The organism is Micromonospora sp. DT228, assembly GCF_049841595.1.
Classification (GTDB): Bacteria; Actinomycetota; Actinomycetes; order Mycobacteriales; family Micromonosporaceae; genus Micromonospora.
The window spans coordinates 485,853-499,642 of the sequence record NZ_JBNCKO010000003.1 but is presented as its reverse complement, the minus strand read 5'-3'; the positions used below and the strand labels follow the sequence as shown (position 1 = coordinate 499,642).

Below are 13,790 nucleotides of genomic sequence, written 5' to 3'. Positions count from 1 at the left end.
AGAGCCGCAACCGACGCTCAGCGGTGCCGTTGCCAGTGCCCGGCTCGGGCCGCGGGCAGGGCCAGCCCGGCCGCGTGCAGCACACCCTCCACCCGGACCCGCTCGATTTCCTGGTCGACGCCGGACAACTCGGCGAGGTGTTCGGTGATGCCGAGGGCGCGGCAGGCCAGCCGGAGCCGGTCGTCGTACGCCTGCAGGAGCGCGCCGTGCCAGACCATCGACCGACCGCTGCCGCCGAGGCGCTGACCGCCGAGGCGGCGCAGGTCGGCGGCGAGCTGCTCCAGGGGCCGACGGTCGACCCTGTCGAAATCGCTGAGGTCGATGTCCCGGGTCAGCGCGTCGGCCTCGACGGCACGATCCAGGCGGGCGATGGTGCGCTTCTCCCGGCTGCGCTCCCGCCATTCGGACCAGCCGCAGACGACCCGGTCGAGGATCTCGTCATAGCAGAAGAGCAGGGCGAATGCCGCCGGCAGACTGGCGACGGCAAGGAACGCCAAGGCCAGCATCAGCGCGCGTCCGACTCCCACGCATCGACGCTAAGCCCCGTCGTGCCGACTCGCCAGCGATTTGGCCGCATCCGCACGATCCGCTCAACGAGACGCGGTCCGAGCGGCGGTAAACCTCAGCAGTCGGCGGAGGTCACGTAGAAGCGGGGCATCGGGAGCACCCGGAAGCGCAGCCGGGCCCCGGAGCGGCGCAGCTGCCAGGTGAGGGCGATCAGCGCGGCGGCCAGTGAGATCAACGCACCCATCCAGATGCTGGCACCGGCGCCGAAGTGCTCCGCGACCCAGCCGATGAGCGGCGCGCCGACCGGGTTGGTGCCCAGGAAGACAAGCACCCACAGGGACATCACCCGACCCCGGAAGGCAGCGTCCACGCCCAGCTGAACCCGCTGGTTGGCGGCCTGGGCGAAGAAGACCATGAAGAAGCCGGTCGGCACCAGCAGCACCACGACCAGCCAGTACGCCGACGCGAGGCCGACCAGGGTGCCGAAGCTGGCACAGGCGATCGCGGCGCCGAGCACCAGCCAGACCGACGGACGACTGCGTCGGCCGGTGCCGCTGAGGGCGCCGCCGAGCGCGCCGACGGCCAGCGCCGTGCTGAACAGGCCGAAGGAGGCGGCACCGGTGTGGAAGACCGTCTTCGCCAGCGCGGCAAGGGTGAGCTGGAAGTTGAAGAGCGACATGCCGATCACCGACATGACCGCCATCGGCAGCAGCAGATCGGGTCGCCGCCACACGTACCGCAGCCCGTCGATGACCCGTGCGGACGCCCGCTCGTCGCGCGGCAGCAGGGCGTCGCGGTGCAGGTCGGCCGTCCGCATCCGGACGACGTTGACCAGGGGTGCGATGGAGCTGACGGCGGTGAAGAGGAAGACCGGGCCGACGTTGAACGCGGCGATGGCCAGGCCGGCGACGGCCGGGCCGACGATCCGGGCCGAGTTGAACACGGCGGCGTTCAGCGACAGCGCGTTGGGCAGCAGGGGCGTGCCGACGAGTTCGGAGACGAAGGCCTGGCGGACCGGGGTCTCCACGGCGTTGGCCGTGCCGAGCAGCGCAGCGAAGGCGAAGACGTGCCAGAGCTGCACCAGGTCGGTGAGGACCAGCAGGGACATGCCGAGCGCCAGCAGGCTCCAGAACGCGTTGGCGGCGAAGAGCAGCACCCGCTTGTCGTACCGGTCGGCCAGCCGGCCGGAGAGCAGGGTGAGCAGCAGCACCGGGGTGAACTGGCAGGCGGTGACCACGCCGAGCGCGGTGGCCGAATTGTTGGAGAGGTCGAGGACGAGCCAGTCCTGGGCGATGAACATCATCCAGACGCCGATCAACTTGATCAGCTGCCCGGATGCGAAGAGCCGGTAGTTGCGAACCTGTAGGGACTGGAACATCGTGCTCAGCTTGGCCTGCACTCTTGGTGCGCCTCCTTGGACGTACGCGTCATCGACAGGTGACGGCACGGCCCGGTGGGGCAGTGTGCGGCTCAGGCGCGAGCGAGCTGCTGGAGAATCTCGGCGGCCCTCTGCAGGGTCTCCCGTTCGTCCTCGTCGAGCGCGGCCAGCCGGTGGGCCAGCCACTCGTCGCGGGCCCGCTCGAACTGGTCGAGCACGGCGTGCCCTCCCTCGGTCGCCGCGAGGATGACCTGCCGACCGTCGGTCGGATGGGGTGTCCGCCGCACGAGGCCGCGGTCCTCCAACTTTCCGACGATCTTGGTCATCGTCGGTGGCTGCACCCGCTCGACGTCGGCCAATTCCCGAGGGGTCATCGCACCCGCCAGCCGCAGGCTGGTGAGCGCGGAGACCTGGGTGACCGTGAGGTCGCCGACCGGTCGGGCCTGGCGGACCCGCCGGTTGAGTCGAGTGATCGCATCACGCAACTGGGGTGCCAGTTGCGCCGGTGGCACGCGTTTCGCCGTCACCGTCCGCTCCGTCACAGTAGTTAGCTTAACTAATGAGCATGGCTAACGACATCGGTTATGACCAGGCTCACGAGGAGGTTAATGCTGTTCCGGGCGGGGAATCCCGTTCGATTCCCCGCCCGGACGCGGGTCAGAGCACGAGCGTCTCGATCGGCCCACGCAGGAAGTACAGCACGAACAGCGCGGCCACCCCGTACAGCAGCGGGTGGACCTCCCGGGCCTTACCCCGTGCCAGTTTGAGCACCACGAAGGTGATCAGGCCGGCACCGATCCCGTTGGAGATGGAGTAGGTGAACGGCATCAGCACGATCGTGAGGAACGCCGGGATGGCGATCTCGTAGTCCGACCAGTCGATCGTCCGGACCGCCGTCATCATCAGGAAACCGACGACCACCAGGGCCGTCGAGGCCGCCTCGAACGGCACGACCACCACGAGCGGCGCGACGAACATGGCCAGCAGGAAGAGCGCCCCGGTGACCAGGTTGGCCACGCCGGTCCGCGCGCCCTCCGCGACACCCGCGGCACTCTCGATGTACGACGTGTTGCTGGAGGTGCTGGCCGCACCGCCGGCCGCCGCGGCGATCGAGTCGACGAGCAGGATCTCCTTGGCCCGCGGCGGGGTGCCCTGCTCGTCGAGCATGCCGCCCTCCTGGCCCACCGCCACCATCGTGCCCATGGTGTCGAAGAAGTCGGTGATCAGCAGCGTGAAGACGAACATCAGCACGACCAGCCAGCCGGCCCGCCCCCACGAGTCGAGCACGTTGAACTTGCCGAGCAGCGACAGGTCCGGCAGGTCGACGACCGTCTTCGGCAACTCCGGCACGTTCAGCGCCCAGCCCTTCGGGTTGGGCTTCCCGTCCACGAACGACGGGCCGATGTTGCCGATCGCCTCCACGATCACCGCCAGCACGGTGGAGGCGAGGATGCCGATCAGGATCGCGCCCCGCACCCGGCGCACCACGAGCACCAGGGTGATCAGCAGACCCACCACGAAGACCAGCAGCGGCCAGCTCAGCAGCTTGCCGCCGATGCCCAGGCCGACCGGGACCGTGGTGTTGGCGGCGTCCGGGAGCCGCCGGACGAAGCCGGCGTCCACCAGACCGATGATGGTCAGGAACAGACCGATACCGACCCCGATCGCGGTCTTCAGCTGCGTCGGCACCGAACGGAACACAGCGGTCCGCAGACCGGTCAGCACCAACACCGCGATGATCACACCTTCGATCACCACCAGGCCCATCGCGTCGGCCCAGGTCATCTCGGGGGCGATCTCGTACGCGATGAGCGCGTTGACACCCAAACCGGCGGCGAGCGCCAGCGGGAACCGGCCGACCACACCCATCAGGATGGTCATCAGGCCGGCGACCAACGCGGTCCCGGCGGCCAGCGCGGCAATCGGCAGGGTCTTACCGTCACCGTCGACGGCGCCACCCAGAATCAGCGGGTTGAGCACCACGATGTACGCCATCGTGAAGAAGGTCGCCAGGCCGCCGCGTACCTCACGGCCCACCGTCGAGCCACGGGCGGAGATCTCGAAGAACCGGTCGAAGCTGTTACGCGGATGAGCGGGGTTGGGAGGTGTGCCGGTCTCGGGCGGCGCTACTGCCATCAGGTCCTCGCAGGTGATCTTCCGGTTGTCGCGCGCATCGTCCCAGATCACAAGCGGGCAGGGGAAGTGGATCGCGTACGCTTGCCGAATGCCGAACGAGCAGCCGCCGCGGCCGGCACCACTGGACCCGCCGATGGTGCCGTTCGCTCTCGCCGGGTTGGTCGCCTGGGCGGTGGCCGGGCTGGTCCTGCTGATCTTCTTCCGGGGCTGGCTGACCGACCACGGTCATCAGAACTGGCTCTGGACCTGCCTCGCCGGTTTCCTCTGGGGCTTCCCGGGCCTCGCCGTGATGCTGCGGCACGACGCCAACCGCCGCCGCCGCCGCGCGAGCTGACCTGGCCACCGCGCCGGGGCCACCCCGGCGCGCACGGTCAGGAGTGCCCGTACGGCTCCGCCGGCTCGGCCGCCTCCACCGAGCCCGGTGCGCGACTGACCGACATGGCCTCGACCGCGCTGTCGTCGTACACCGTCGGTAGCTCTTCGACAGCGGTCTCGGCCGCCTCGATGAGCGTCTCGGAGTGGGCGCCGCAACCGTGGTCGGCACTCACCACCCGGCCGTCGTCAGGCGCGTAGAAGTTGCCACAGGCCCCGAACGCCTGCCGCATCGCACCCGCCAGCGGCAGATAGAACCCGCAGGTGCCGCAACGGGCGGCGGCCGGGGCGGCGGTGGAGATGGGCGCGGCGGGGCCGTGGTCGCCGTCATACCAGCGCTGCGCCGCCTCGATGCGACCCTCCCGGGAGAGCACGCGCGCCCGCCCGAGGCCCAACTCCCACGCGGTCTCCTCGACCGCCGGGTCGTCGGAGAGCAGGTAACCGGGGACCAGTCGATCGTCGTCCGGCGCGGTGGGCAGCAGATCGCCCGGGCCCAGATCGCCGGGCTTGAGCCGCTCCTGCCAGGGCAGCCAACCGGGCGCGAGCAGCGCGTCCGAGCCGGGCAGCAACACCGTCTCGCAGATGGTCACCGTCTTGCTGCGCGACACCCGGGTGACGGTGACCGCCCACCGCCAGCCGCGATAGCCGGCGAGGAGGCACTCGAAGTAGTGGGTGACCAGGCGTTCGCCCTCGGCCACGACCTGCAGGTGGTCGCCGACATCGTCGGCGTCCACCTCGGTGATGCCAGCGCGGGCCACCTCGACGGCGGCGGCACAGACCTGGTCGAGACGGGCGGCACGGGTGGTGGCGGGCCTTGTCACCTCTCCATTGTTCCCCATGCGCCCCGCAGGGGTGACAGTGACTCCCGGGGAACCTTTCCCCGCGGTGGTGCGGCGTACCCGGATCGGATGGGCGAGGATGGTGCACATGCCGTCGTACTCCCGCTCCGGGCGATCCGTCCTCGGGCGCACCGTCGGCACCGGCATTCGCGCCATTCGCCTGCTGTTGCGGGGTTCGGTGGGCAGCGGCCGCTGGGTGACCCGGCGGGCCGGTCGGGCCCGGGCCCGGGGTGCTGGCGGCGAGGTCGGCATGGTTCGCCTGTTCGACCTGCACGCGGTCTCCTGTGCCGGCGACACGCTGATCGCCATCGGCCTGGCCGGGACGATCTTCTTCAACGTCCCACTGGGCGAGGCCCGCAGCAAGGTCGCGCTCTACCTGCTGGTGACGATGGTGCCGTTCGCCATGCTCGCCCCCGTGGTGGGCCCGCTGCTGGACCACTTCCGGCACGGCCGGCGCTACGCCCTGGCCGCCACGATGCTCGGCCGCGCCTTCCTGGCCTGGTTGATCTCCGACTACATCCACGGCTTCGGGCTCTATCCGGCCGCGTTCGGGGTGCTCGCCCTGTCCCGGGCGTACGGTGTGGCCCGGTCGGCGGCGGTGCCCCGGTTGCTGCCGGAAGGGCTCGGCCTCTCCCAGGTGGGTGCCCGCGCCAGCGTCTACGGCACCGTCGCCGGCGCGCTGGTGGCACCGATCGGGTTGGCCGCGTTCTGGTTCGGCCCGCAGTGGCCGCTGCGCGTCGCGTCGGTGATCTTCCTGATCGGCATGGTGATCTCGCTGCGGTTGCCGCCGAAGGCCGACTCGGAGCCACCGGAGCGGGTCCCCCGGCCGCTGCGCGCGCTGGGTCGACGCCGTGGCGACCGGCCGCTGGGTCGGGGGCGGCCCGCCGGCCGACTGGTGATCGCCACCCTGATCGGCGCCGCGACGCTACGTGCGGTGTACGGCTTCCTGCTGCTCTTCCTCGCCTTCGCGATCAAGAAGGGCGACCTGACCACCGTGGCGTTCGGCCGGGAATTGGGCGCCGAGTGGGCGTTGGGGCTGGTCGGCGGGGCGCTCGCGGTAGGCACCTTCCTGGCCACCGCCGTCGGCACCCGGCTGCGCATCCACCGACCGACAGCCATCCAGTCCAGCAGCATGATCATCGTGGCGGGCGTGGCGGTGCTCACCGTCATCCAGTTCTCGTTGGTGATGGTGGCCCTGCTCTGCCTGGTCGCGGCGCTGGTCAGCGGAATTTCCAAGCTGGCCGTGGACGCCTCGATCCAGGAGCGCATCCCGGAACGGCTGCGAGCGAGTTCCTTCGCCCACTCCGAGACGGCGCTGATGCTGGCCTTCGTCGCCGGGGGCGGGCTCGGGCTGGTGCCGTTCGACGGTCGGATGGGCATCGCGGTGGCCGCTGGGGTGGGCATCCTGGCCGCCGTCCGAGGTGTGCTTGTCGCGGCCCGGCTGCGCGGCGAGAGGCTTGCCGGCCGGCCGCTCGGCGACGACGAGCTGACCGAGGACGAGCTGACCGTGGACGAGCCGACGGACGCGCCCGGGGCCTCCGCGCCCACCTCGCCGGCACCGGCGCAGAGCAGCTCCCCGCCGTACGAGGGTCCGGACCCGACCCCGCCGGGCTACCACATCTACCGGCCGTCCTCCGCGGTCGGCGGCCCGGGTGGCGGCGCCGACGAGGAGACCCGCCGCGAATCGCCCGGCTCGCTCTCGTGACCGGCCTGCTGGTGGTGACGGCGGTGCCAGCCGAAGCGGACGCGATCCGTTCCGGGCTGACCGACCCGACCGTGACCGTCGCCCCGGTCGGTGTGGGTCCGGCCGTCGCCGCTGCCGCCACCGCACGCCTGCTGGTGCTTGCCGAAGCCGCCGGACGGCCGTACCGCGCGGTGGTAAGCGCCGGCGTGGCCGGCGGCTTCACCGGCCGGGCCGAGGTCGGCGACACGGTGCTCGGCACCGCCAGCATCGCCGCCGACCTGGGCGCCGAGTCACCGGACGGGTTCATTCCCGTCGACGACCTGGGCATGCCACTCGCGCTGCTCGGTGCCGGCAGCGTGGTGCCAGCCGACCCGGTCCTGCTGGCGGCACTACGGGCCGCCCTCCCGGCGGCCACGGTTGGCCCGGTGCTCACGGTCAGCACGGTCACCGGCGCCGCCGCCAGCACGGCAGAGCTGCGCCGCAGGCACCCGGAGGCGGTCGCCGAGGCCATGGAGGGGTACGGCGTGGCGGTCGCCGCGGCGCAGGCCGGGGTGCCCTTCGCCGAGCTGCGGACCATCTCCAACCCGATCGGCCCCCGTGATCGCGACGCCTGGCGGCTGCGCGAGGCCCTCACCGCCCTCACGGCGGCGGCCCCGGCGCTGCGCTCAACCACGGCCGCGTAGGACGGACTTCGAGGGTGAGCGCCGACGGCCGGCTTGCCTGTAGCTCGAACCCGCAGGCGAGCAGAAAGAGCACGTTGCCACCGTCGGCTATCGCGTGGACGGTCCGGATGTCAGCGACTGCCATCTCGCTGGCCAGCAGCTCGATCAGCTGACGCGCGATGCCCAGGGTCCGGAGGCCGGGCGCAACGACGACGCCCTCCAACACCAGCTCACGTCGGTCGCCCCAATCCTCACCGAGGAGGAGATCCAGGCTCCGCTCATGGGCCCTCAACTCACCGACCGGCCCGGCCCCGGGCAGCTCGGCGAGAAAGTGCCACGACGTTGACGGCAGCCCTTCGAACACGCGTCGATACCGCACCTGGGCCCGCGCCTGCTCCCGCAACCGCCGCGTGTCACGTCGCGTCCGATCGAGGTCGTAGGTCAGCTCCGGGACGCGGACCGGCCACAAGCGCTGCGGAAGGGTGTAGGAGTGCACCCACCAGGCACCGGGCCAGTCCTTCAGGGTCAGGACTCGACGGACGTCGAGGTGCGCTGGGTAGCGGCGGCCGGCCTCGTCCCGCAGCTCGTCCCGCAGCTCGTCCCGCAGCTCGTCCCGCAGCTCGTCCCGCAGCTCGTGGTCGGGCGCCTGCGGTGACTCGTCAACCGCCGCGGCGGAAGAGGCGTCGGGGAGTTTGAGCACGAGCTCACCGCCGGCCGCGCGGACCAGCCGCTCCACCGTGCGGAATGCCGGCCCGGCACCCTGCCCCGCCTCGATGCGCGCCAACGTGCTCTTCGGGATCCCGGACTGCTCGGCCAACTCGCGCTGGCTCAAGTCGGCGCGTCGACGAAGATCCCGCAGGGTTGCCCCCACGTCGATCGCACCCTTGTCAGCAGCCACCCGTCCATGGTTTTCCGCTCAGCTCGCGCCGTCAACAGCAACAGCCCACCTGTGGATAACCCTGTGGACAGCGTCTCTGCCGCTGTGTACATCCCTTCGTCAGCGCCTGTAGAGCTGCCCCACCAGTGGGGCAAGCGGGGTGCGCCTCGCCGGCACGGCACGGCACGGCCACCGGCCACGGCACGGCACGGCCACCGGCCACCGGCCACCGGCCACAGCACGGCACGGCACGGCACGGCACGGCCACCGGCCACTGGCCACTGGCCACTGGCCACCGGCCACAGCACGGCACAGCACGGCCGGCCACGGCACAGCACGGCCACGGCACAGCACGGCCACGGCCACGGCCACGGCCACAGCACGGCACGGCACGGCACGGCACGGCCACGGCACAGCACGGCCACGGCACGGCACGGCACGCACCTTGCGGACGCCGGCGCGCCCCACAGACGGGGCAGCTCTACAGGGAGCAGAGGTGACTACCGAGCCCCGACGACGGCTCGCGGACAAGCGGCCGCCGGGACAGGCGGCGGGTGCCCGTCAGATCACAAGCGCCGGACCGCGGCGATCGAGTGGCGAGGGGCGGGGCTACCGTGAGGGGCGTGGCGCTCTCTCTGGCGATCTCGCCCTGCCCCAACGACACGTTCGTCTTCGACGCCCTGGTGCACGGGCGGGTGCCCGGCGCGCCGCCGGTCGAGGTGACGTACGCCGACGTGGACGTCACCAACACGGCGGCCGAGAGGGGCGCGTTCGACCTGGTGAAGGTGAGTTTCGCGGCGCTGCCCTGGCTGCTCGACGACTACCACCTGCTGCCCTGTGGCGGCGCGCTCGGTCGCGGCTGCGGCCCGCTGGTGCTCACCCGCAGCGATCGCGACGGCGGGCCGGACCGCACCGACCTGACCGGCGCCACGGTAGCGGTGCCGGGCGATCGGACCACCGCCTACCTGCTGTTCCGCCTCTGGTCGGCCGGACGGCCGCCGGCCCGGATCGAAGTGGTCCCGTTCCACGAGATCATGCCGGGCGTCGCGGCCGGCCGCTACGACGCAGGGTTGGTCATCCACGAGGCCCGGTTCACCTACCACCGGCACGGCCTGACCGCCCTTGTCGACCTCGGCGAGTGGTGGGAGGCCGACACCGGGCTGCCCATTCCCCTCGGCGCGATCCTGGCCCGACGCGGCGCGGTGGACCCGGAGGCCGCGGCCGGCTGGATTCGCGAGTCGGTCCGGCAGGCCTGGGCGGACCCGGCGGCCAGCCGGGAGTACGTGCTGGCGCACGCCCAGGAGATGGAACTCGACGTGGTGGACCGGCACATCGGCCTCTACGTCAACGAGTTCACGGCGGACCTGGGCGAGGCCGGTTTCGCCGCGGTGGCGGCACTGCTCGATCGAGCCGCCACCGCCGGCCTGGTGCCTCAGACCTCCAGCTCGCGCGCGACCGCGTGGACCAGCTGAGCGATCTTCTGCGCCGACTTCTTGTCCGGGTACCGACCGCGGCGCAGGTCCGGCTGGACCTTCGCCTCCAGCACCTTGATCATGTCCTCGACGAGGCCGTGCAGCTCCTCGGCCGGCCGACGGCGCAACTCCGCCATCGACGGCGGCGCGTCCAACAGCTTGACTCCCATGGCCTGCGCACCCCGGCGGCTGTCCACCACGCTGAAGTCGACCCGCTGGCCCCCCTTGAGGTCGGTGACACCCGCCGGCAGCGCACCCTTGGGCAGGAACACGTCGCCGCCCTCGTCACTGGTGACGAAGCCATATCCCTTGGCCGTGTCGTACCACTTCACTCGACCCGTAGGCACCTGAAAACCCCTGCTTCACTTGAGCCGCTACTGCTCCAAGGCTAGCTGGATCATGCCGTCGAGCGCCGCCGGGAATTCGGTGAGATCGTCCAACACCGCCTCCGCCCCGGCCGCGCGCAGCTCATCGCGGGAGCACGGGCCGGTCGCGACACCGATGCCGGGCACCCCGGCGGTCGCCGCCGCGACCATGTCCGCCACGTGGTCGCCGACGTAGTGGGTCGCGTCGTGCTCCCGTAGGGCCGTCGCCTTCTGCTCGGCGAACAGGTCACCGGCCAACTCGTCCACCGTGAGGCCGAGGTGGTCCAGGTGTAGTCGGGCCAACCGGCCGATCTTCGACGTGACGACAAGCACACGGCCACCCCGGGCCCGGATCGCGTCGATGGCCTCCCGCGCGCCGGGCAACAGGACAGACGGGGTGATCGCGTACGCCGGGTACAGCTCGCGGTACACCCGCACCGCCGACTCGATCTGCTCCGGCGGGAACCAGTGCGCGATCTCGGTACGCAGCGGCGGCCCGAGTCGCGACACCGCCAGCTCGGCGTCCACCGGCACGCCGGTCTTCGCCGTCAGCGCCCGATAGGCCGCGGCGATGCCGGGGCGGGAATCCACCAGGGTCATGTCGAGGTCGAATCCGACGGTCAGTGCGGGCATGTCGAGAAACCTACCCGGCGACCCCCGGTCGGCCGGACGTCCGAGGGGCGCGAGAGCCCACTGCCGGGCTAGCGTGGAAAGACGATGACCACCTCACTCGCCGACCACCTACGGTCGCTGCCCGACGAGTCACTGGCCGCGCTCCTCCAGCTGCGGCCCGACCTCGTCGTGCCCGTGCCAGCCGACATCTCCGCCCTGTCCATCCGGGCCCAGTCCCGGGTGTCGGTGGCCCGCGCGCTGGACGGGCTGGACCAGTTCACCCAACAGATCCTCGACGCCGCCCGCCTCACCCGGAACCCGGACGACGACACCACGGCCACCGACGCCGTCCTCGCCCTGGCGACCGCCGGGCCGCATCCACCCGCTCCGACGGCCGTCCGAGCCGCCGTGGGCCGGCTGCGCGCGCTCTTCCTGCTGTACGGCCCGGAGCACGCGCTGCACGTGGCGCCCGCCGTCGACGAGGTCTCCCCGTACCCCGCCGGGCTCGGCCGGCCAGCGGCGGAGCTGGACCCGCGCACGGCCGCGCTCTGCGCGGACCCGGCGAAACTACGACGGACGCTGCTCGCCGCCCCGCCCTCGGCCCGGGCGATCCTCGATCGGCTGGCGGTCGGCCCGCCGGTGGGCAGCGTGCCGCCGGGCGCTCTGCAGGCACCGCCGCTCGGCGCGGAGGACCCGGTGCTCGCCGACCCGACGAACGGTGGCGCCCCGACCGGTTCCCCGGTGCGCTGGCTCGTCGACAACCGGCTCCTGGTCCCCGTGACGACCGGCTCGTCGACGGCCAGCGGCACGGTGGAGCTGCCCCGTGAGGTTGGTCTGCTGCTGCGCCGCGACAGCGGACCGCTCGGGCCACTGCGCACCAGCCCGCCGCCGGTGGCCGCCGCGCCGCGTGAGCCGAAGGCCGTCGACTCGGCCGGCGCCGGGCAGACGATGGAGGTGGTCCGACACACCGAGGGGCTGCTGGAGCAACTCGCCGACGAGCCCGCGCCGGTGCTGCGCTCGGGCGGCATCGGTGTCCGGGACCTGCGTCGGTTGGCGCGTACCGCCGGGTTGGACGAGCCGACGACCGCGCTGCTGCTCGAGGTGGCGTACGCGGCGGGGCTCGCGGGCGAGCTGGAGATGCCCGGCGCGACCACCAGCCGGTACGGGGCGGACCAGCAGGTGCTGCCGACCGGCGGGTACGAGGTGTGGCGGGCCGCCTCGCTGGCCCAACGGTGGGAGCAGCTCGCCCGCGCCTGGCTGACCATGAGCCGGCAGGTGGGGCTTGTCGGCCGCCGCGACGACCGGGACCGGCCCATCACCGCGCTCTCCGCCGAGGCCGAACGGGCCAACGCGCCGGCCACCCGACGGGCGGTGCTCGCTGTGCTCGCCGACCTGGAACCGGCGACCGCGCCCACTCCGGAAGAGGTGCAGCACCTGTTGGACTGGCGAGCGCCACGGCGCAGCCGGGGCCGGGACGCCGCCCACCGGGAGGTGCTGGCCGAGGCGGCGCAGCTCGGCGTGACCGGGCTGGGGGCGCTCACCTCGTACGGGCGGCTGCTGCTGGGGGACCTGACGTCGGCCGACGTGCGGGGCGGCGACGACCCGCTGGGCGTGCACGCCGACGTGGAGAGCGGTGACCCGTCGAGTGCCGCCCGAGCCCTGGACGCGCTGCTGCCCGCCCCGGTCGACCACTTCCTGGTGCAGGCCGACCTGACCGTCGTGGTGCCCGGCCCACCCGAGCCGGCGCTCGCCGCCGAGCTGGAGGCGATGACCGAACTCGAATCGGCAGGTGGGGCCAGCGTGCACCGGGTCACCACGGCGAGCGTGCGGCGGGCGCTGGATTCGGGCTACACGGCCGACGACCTGCACGACGTGTTCCGGCGGCGGTCACGTACCCCGGTGCCGCAGGGGCTCACCTACCTGGTGGACGACGTGGCGCGTAAGCACGGCGGGCTGCGGGTGGGGCTGGCCGGGGCGTACCTGCGCAGCGACGACGAGACTCTGATCAGTGAGGTGCTGGCCGACCGACGGTTGGAGTCGCTGGCTCTGCGCCGGCTCGCGCCGACGGTGCTGTGTACGCCGTACCAGGTCGGGCGGTTGCTGGGCGCGCTGCGCGACGCCGGGTTCGCCCCGGTGCAGGAGGACGGCACCGGTGGCACCGTGCTGACCCGCCCACGGATCCGGCGGGCCCCGGCCCGGGTGTCGGTGACCACCCGGACACTCGATCCGCTGGCCGCCCCGAAGCTGCCCATGCCCCGGCTGCTCGGGGTGGTGGAGCACATCCGGCGGGGTGACGCGGCGGCGCGGGCGGCCCGGCGGGCGCCGGCGGTGGTGCGGGGCGGGGCGGCGGGGCTGGGCGGCGGCCCGGTGCCGGCGCACACCCACAGCGAGGCCCTGGCGGTGCTCCAGCAGGCGGTCCGCGACAAGGCGCTGGTCTGGGTCGGTTACGTCGACGCACACGGGGCGACCGCGTCCCGGTTGGTCAAGCCGGTCTCGATCGGTGCCGGCTATCTACGCGCCGAGGACGAACGGACCGAGATGCTGCACACGTTCGCGCTGCACCGGATCACCGCGGCGGTGCTGGCGGACTGAGCCGGGCGACATTGTGTGGCTGGCCGGTCAGCGGCGGCTGCGGCGGAAGGTGCCGACCACCGAGATGATCAACAGCAGCGCGAAGCCCGCGCCGGCGGACTCCCCGACCGAGTCGACGAAGCCCTGGCGCAGCACCAGCCAGCCGAAGAGGAACCACCCGACCAGGAGCGTCGCGGCGACGGCATAGGCGATCACTGTCGCGCGGGACACCTCGTCGGGTGGTGTTTGGTCGTGCTCCGGGATCACCTCACGGTCGACCGTCATGCCCAGCCTCCCCGCCCGGTCCGGCCCTGG

General features: G+C 72.4%; 14 protein-coding genes. 5 read left to right on the top strand and 9 right to left on the bottom strand.

From position 1 onward, the window contains the following. Positions 1-17 precede the first annotated feature (17 nt). The 4 genes from ACLQ29_RS09095 to ACLQ29_RS09080 all read right to left on the bottom strand — a co-directional run bounded on the left by ACLQ29_RS09095 (position 18) and on the right by ACLQ29_RS09080 (position 4,021). Positions 18-527, bottom strand: coding sequence for a hypothetical protein (locus ACLQ29_RS09095; RefSeq protein WP_393365829.1), 510 nt, complete (start codon positions 525-527; stop codon positions 18-20). A gap of 95 nt (positions 528-622) precedes the next feature. After that, positions 623-1,906 carry an MFS transporter gene (locus tag ACLQ29_RS09090; protein WP_425771160.1) on the bottom strand — a complete coding sequence of 428 codons (1,284 nt, stop codon included), beginning with the start codon at positions 1,904-1,906 and terminating at the stop codon, positions 623-625. Between the two features lie 71 nt (positions 1,907-1,977). Further along, positions 1,978-2,427, bottom strand: a complete 450-nt coding sequence (locus ACLQ29_RS09085; protein ID WP_357251878.1) for a MarR family winged helix-turn-helix transcriptional regulator — start codon at positions 2,425-2,427, stop codon at positions 1,978-1,980. 115 nt (positions 2,428-2,542) lie between these two features. Further along, a complete protein-coding gene (locus ACLQ29_RS09080) occupies positions 2,543-4,021 on the bottom strand; it encodes an NCS2 family permease (protein ID WP_425771257.1) in 1,479 nt (492 codons plus the stop codon). A gap of 88 nt (positions 4,022-4,109) precedes the next feature. Here ACLQ29_RS09080 and ACLQ29_RS09075 point away from each other — a divergent pair, with 88 nt between their 5' ends. Beyond that, on the top strand, positions 4,110-4,355 hold the full coding sequence (locus ACLQ29_RS09075) for a DUF2530 domain-containing protein (protein ID WP_393243254.1): 246 nt from the start codon (positions 4,110-4,112) through the stop codon (positions 4,353-4,355). A 37-nt stretch (positions 4,356-4,392) separates the two neighbouring features. Here the strand turns inward: ACLQ29_RS09075 and ACLQ29_RS09070 are convergent, their stop codons facing one another. After that, entirely contained in the window at positions 4,393-5,322 is a 930-nt protein-coding gene (locus ACLQ29_RS09070; protein WP_425771159.1) for a DUF3027 domain-containing protein, read from the bottom strand. Between ACLQ29_RS09070 and ACLQ29_RS09065 the strand changes: the two genes are divergently transcribed. Then, positions 5,321-6,937: an MFS transporter gene (locus ACLQ29_RS09065; protein ID WP_425771158.1), complete on the top strand. Its 1,617-nt coding sequence runs from the start codon at positions 5,321-5,323 to the stop codon at positions 6,935-6,937. The genes ACLQ29_RS09070 and ACLQ29_RS09065 overlap by 2 nt on opposite strands. After that, positions 6,934-7,599, top strand: a complete 666-nt coding sequence (locus ACLQ29_RS09060) for a futalosine hydrolase (protein ID WP_425771157.1) — start codon at positions 6,934-6,936, stop codon at positions 7,597-7,599. The genes ACLQ29_RS09065 and ACLQ29_RS09060 overlap by 4 nt, the downstream gene beginning before the upstream one ends. Here ACLQ29_RS09060 and ACLQ29_RS09055 read toward each other — a convergent pair. After that, positions 7,556-8,476, bottom strand: coding sequence for a helix-turn-helix domain-containing protein (locus ACLQ29_RS09055; protein WP_425771156.1), 921 nt, complete (start codon positions 8,474-8,476; stop codon positions 7,556-7,558). The two genes, ACLQ29_RS09060 and ACLQ29_RS09055, sit on opposite strands and share 44 nt — an antisense overlap. A gap of 602 nt (positions 8,477-9,078) precedes the next feature. Here ACLQ29_RS09055 and ACLQ29_RS09050 point away from each other — a divergent pair. Continuing rightward, on the top strand, positions 9,079-9,927 hold the full coding sequence (locus tag ACLQ29_RS09050) for a 1,4-dihydroxy-6-naphthoate synthase (RefSeq protein ID WP_393365816.1): 849 nt from the start codon (positions 9,079-9,081) through the stop codon (positions 9,925-9,927). Here ACLQ29_RS09050 and ACLQ29_RS09045 read toward each other — a convergent pair. Both ACLQ29_RS09045 and ACLQ29_RS09040 read right to left on the bottom strand, forming a co-directional pair. Further along, entirely contained in the window at positions 9,888-10,274 is a 387-nt protein-coding gene (locus ACLQ29_RS09045; RefSeq protein ID WP_030486362.1) for a cold-shock protein, read from the bottom strand. The genes ACLQ29_RS09050 and ACLQ29_RS09045 overlap by 40 nt on opposite strands. A 27-nt stretch (positions 10,275-10,301) precedes the next feature. Next, entirely contained in the window at positions 10,302-10,925 is a 624-nt protein-coding gene (locus ACLQ29_RS09040) for an HAD family hydrolase (RefSeq protein ID WP_425771155.1), read from the bottom strand. Positions 10,926-11,009: 84 nt separating this feature from the next. Between ACLQ29_RS09040 and ACLQ29_RS09035 the strand changes: the two genes are divergently transcribed. Beyond that, positions 11,010-13,496 carry a helicase-associated domain-containing protein gene (locus tag ACLQ29_RS09035; RefSeq protein ID WP_425771154.1) on the top strand — a complete coding sequence of 829 codons (2,487 nt, stop codon included), beginning with the start codon at positions 11,010-11,012 and terminating at the stop codon, positions 13,494-13,496. Positions 13,497-13,523: 27 nt separating this feature from the next. Here ACLQ29_RS09035 and ACLQ29_RS09030 read toward each other — a convergent pair whose 3' ends face one another. Next, complete coding sequence (locus ACLQ29_RS09030; protein WP_425771153.1) at positions 13,524-13,760, bottom strand: hypothetical protein; 237 nt, start codon at positions 13,758-13,760, stop codon at positions 13,524-13,526. Positions 13,761-13,790 lie beyond the last annotated feature (30 nt).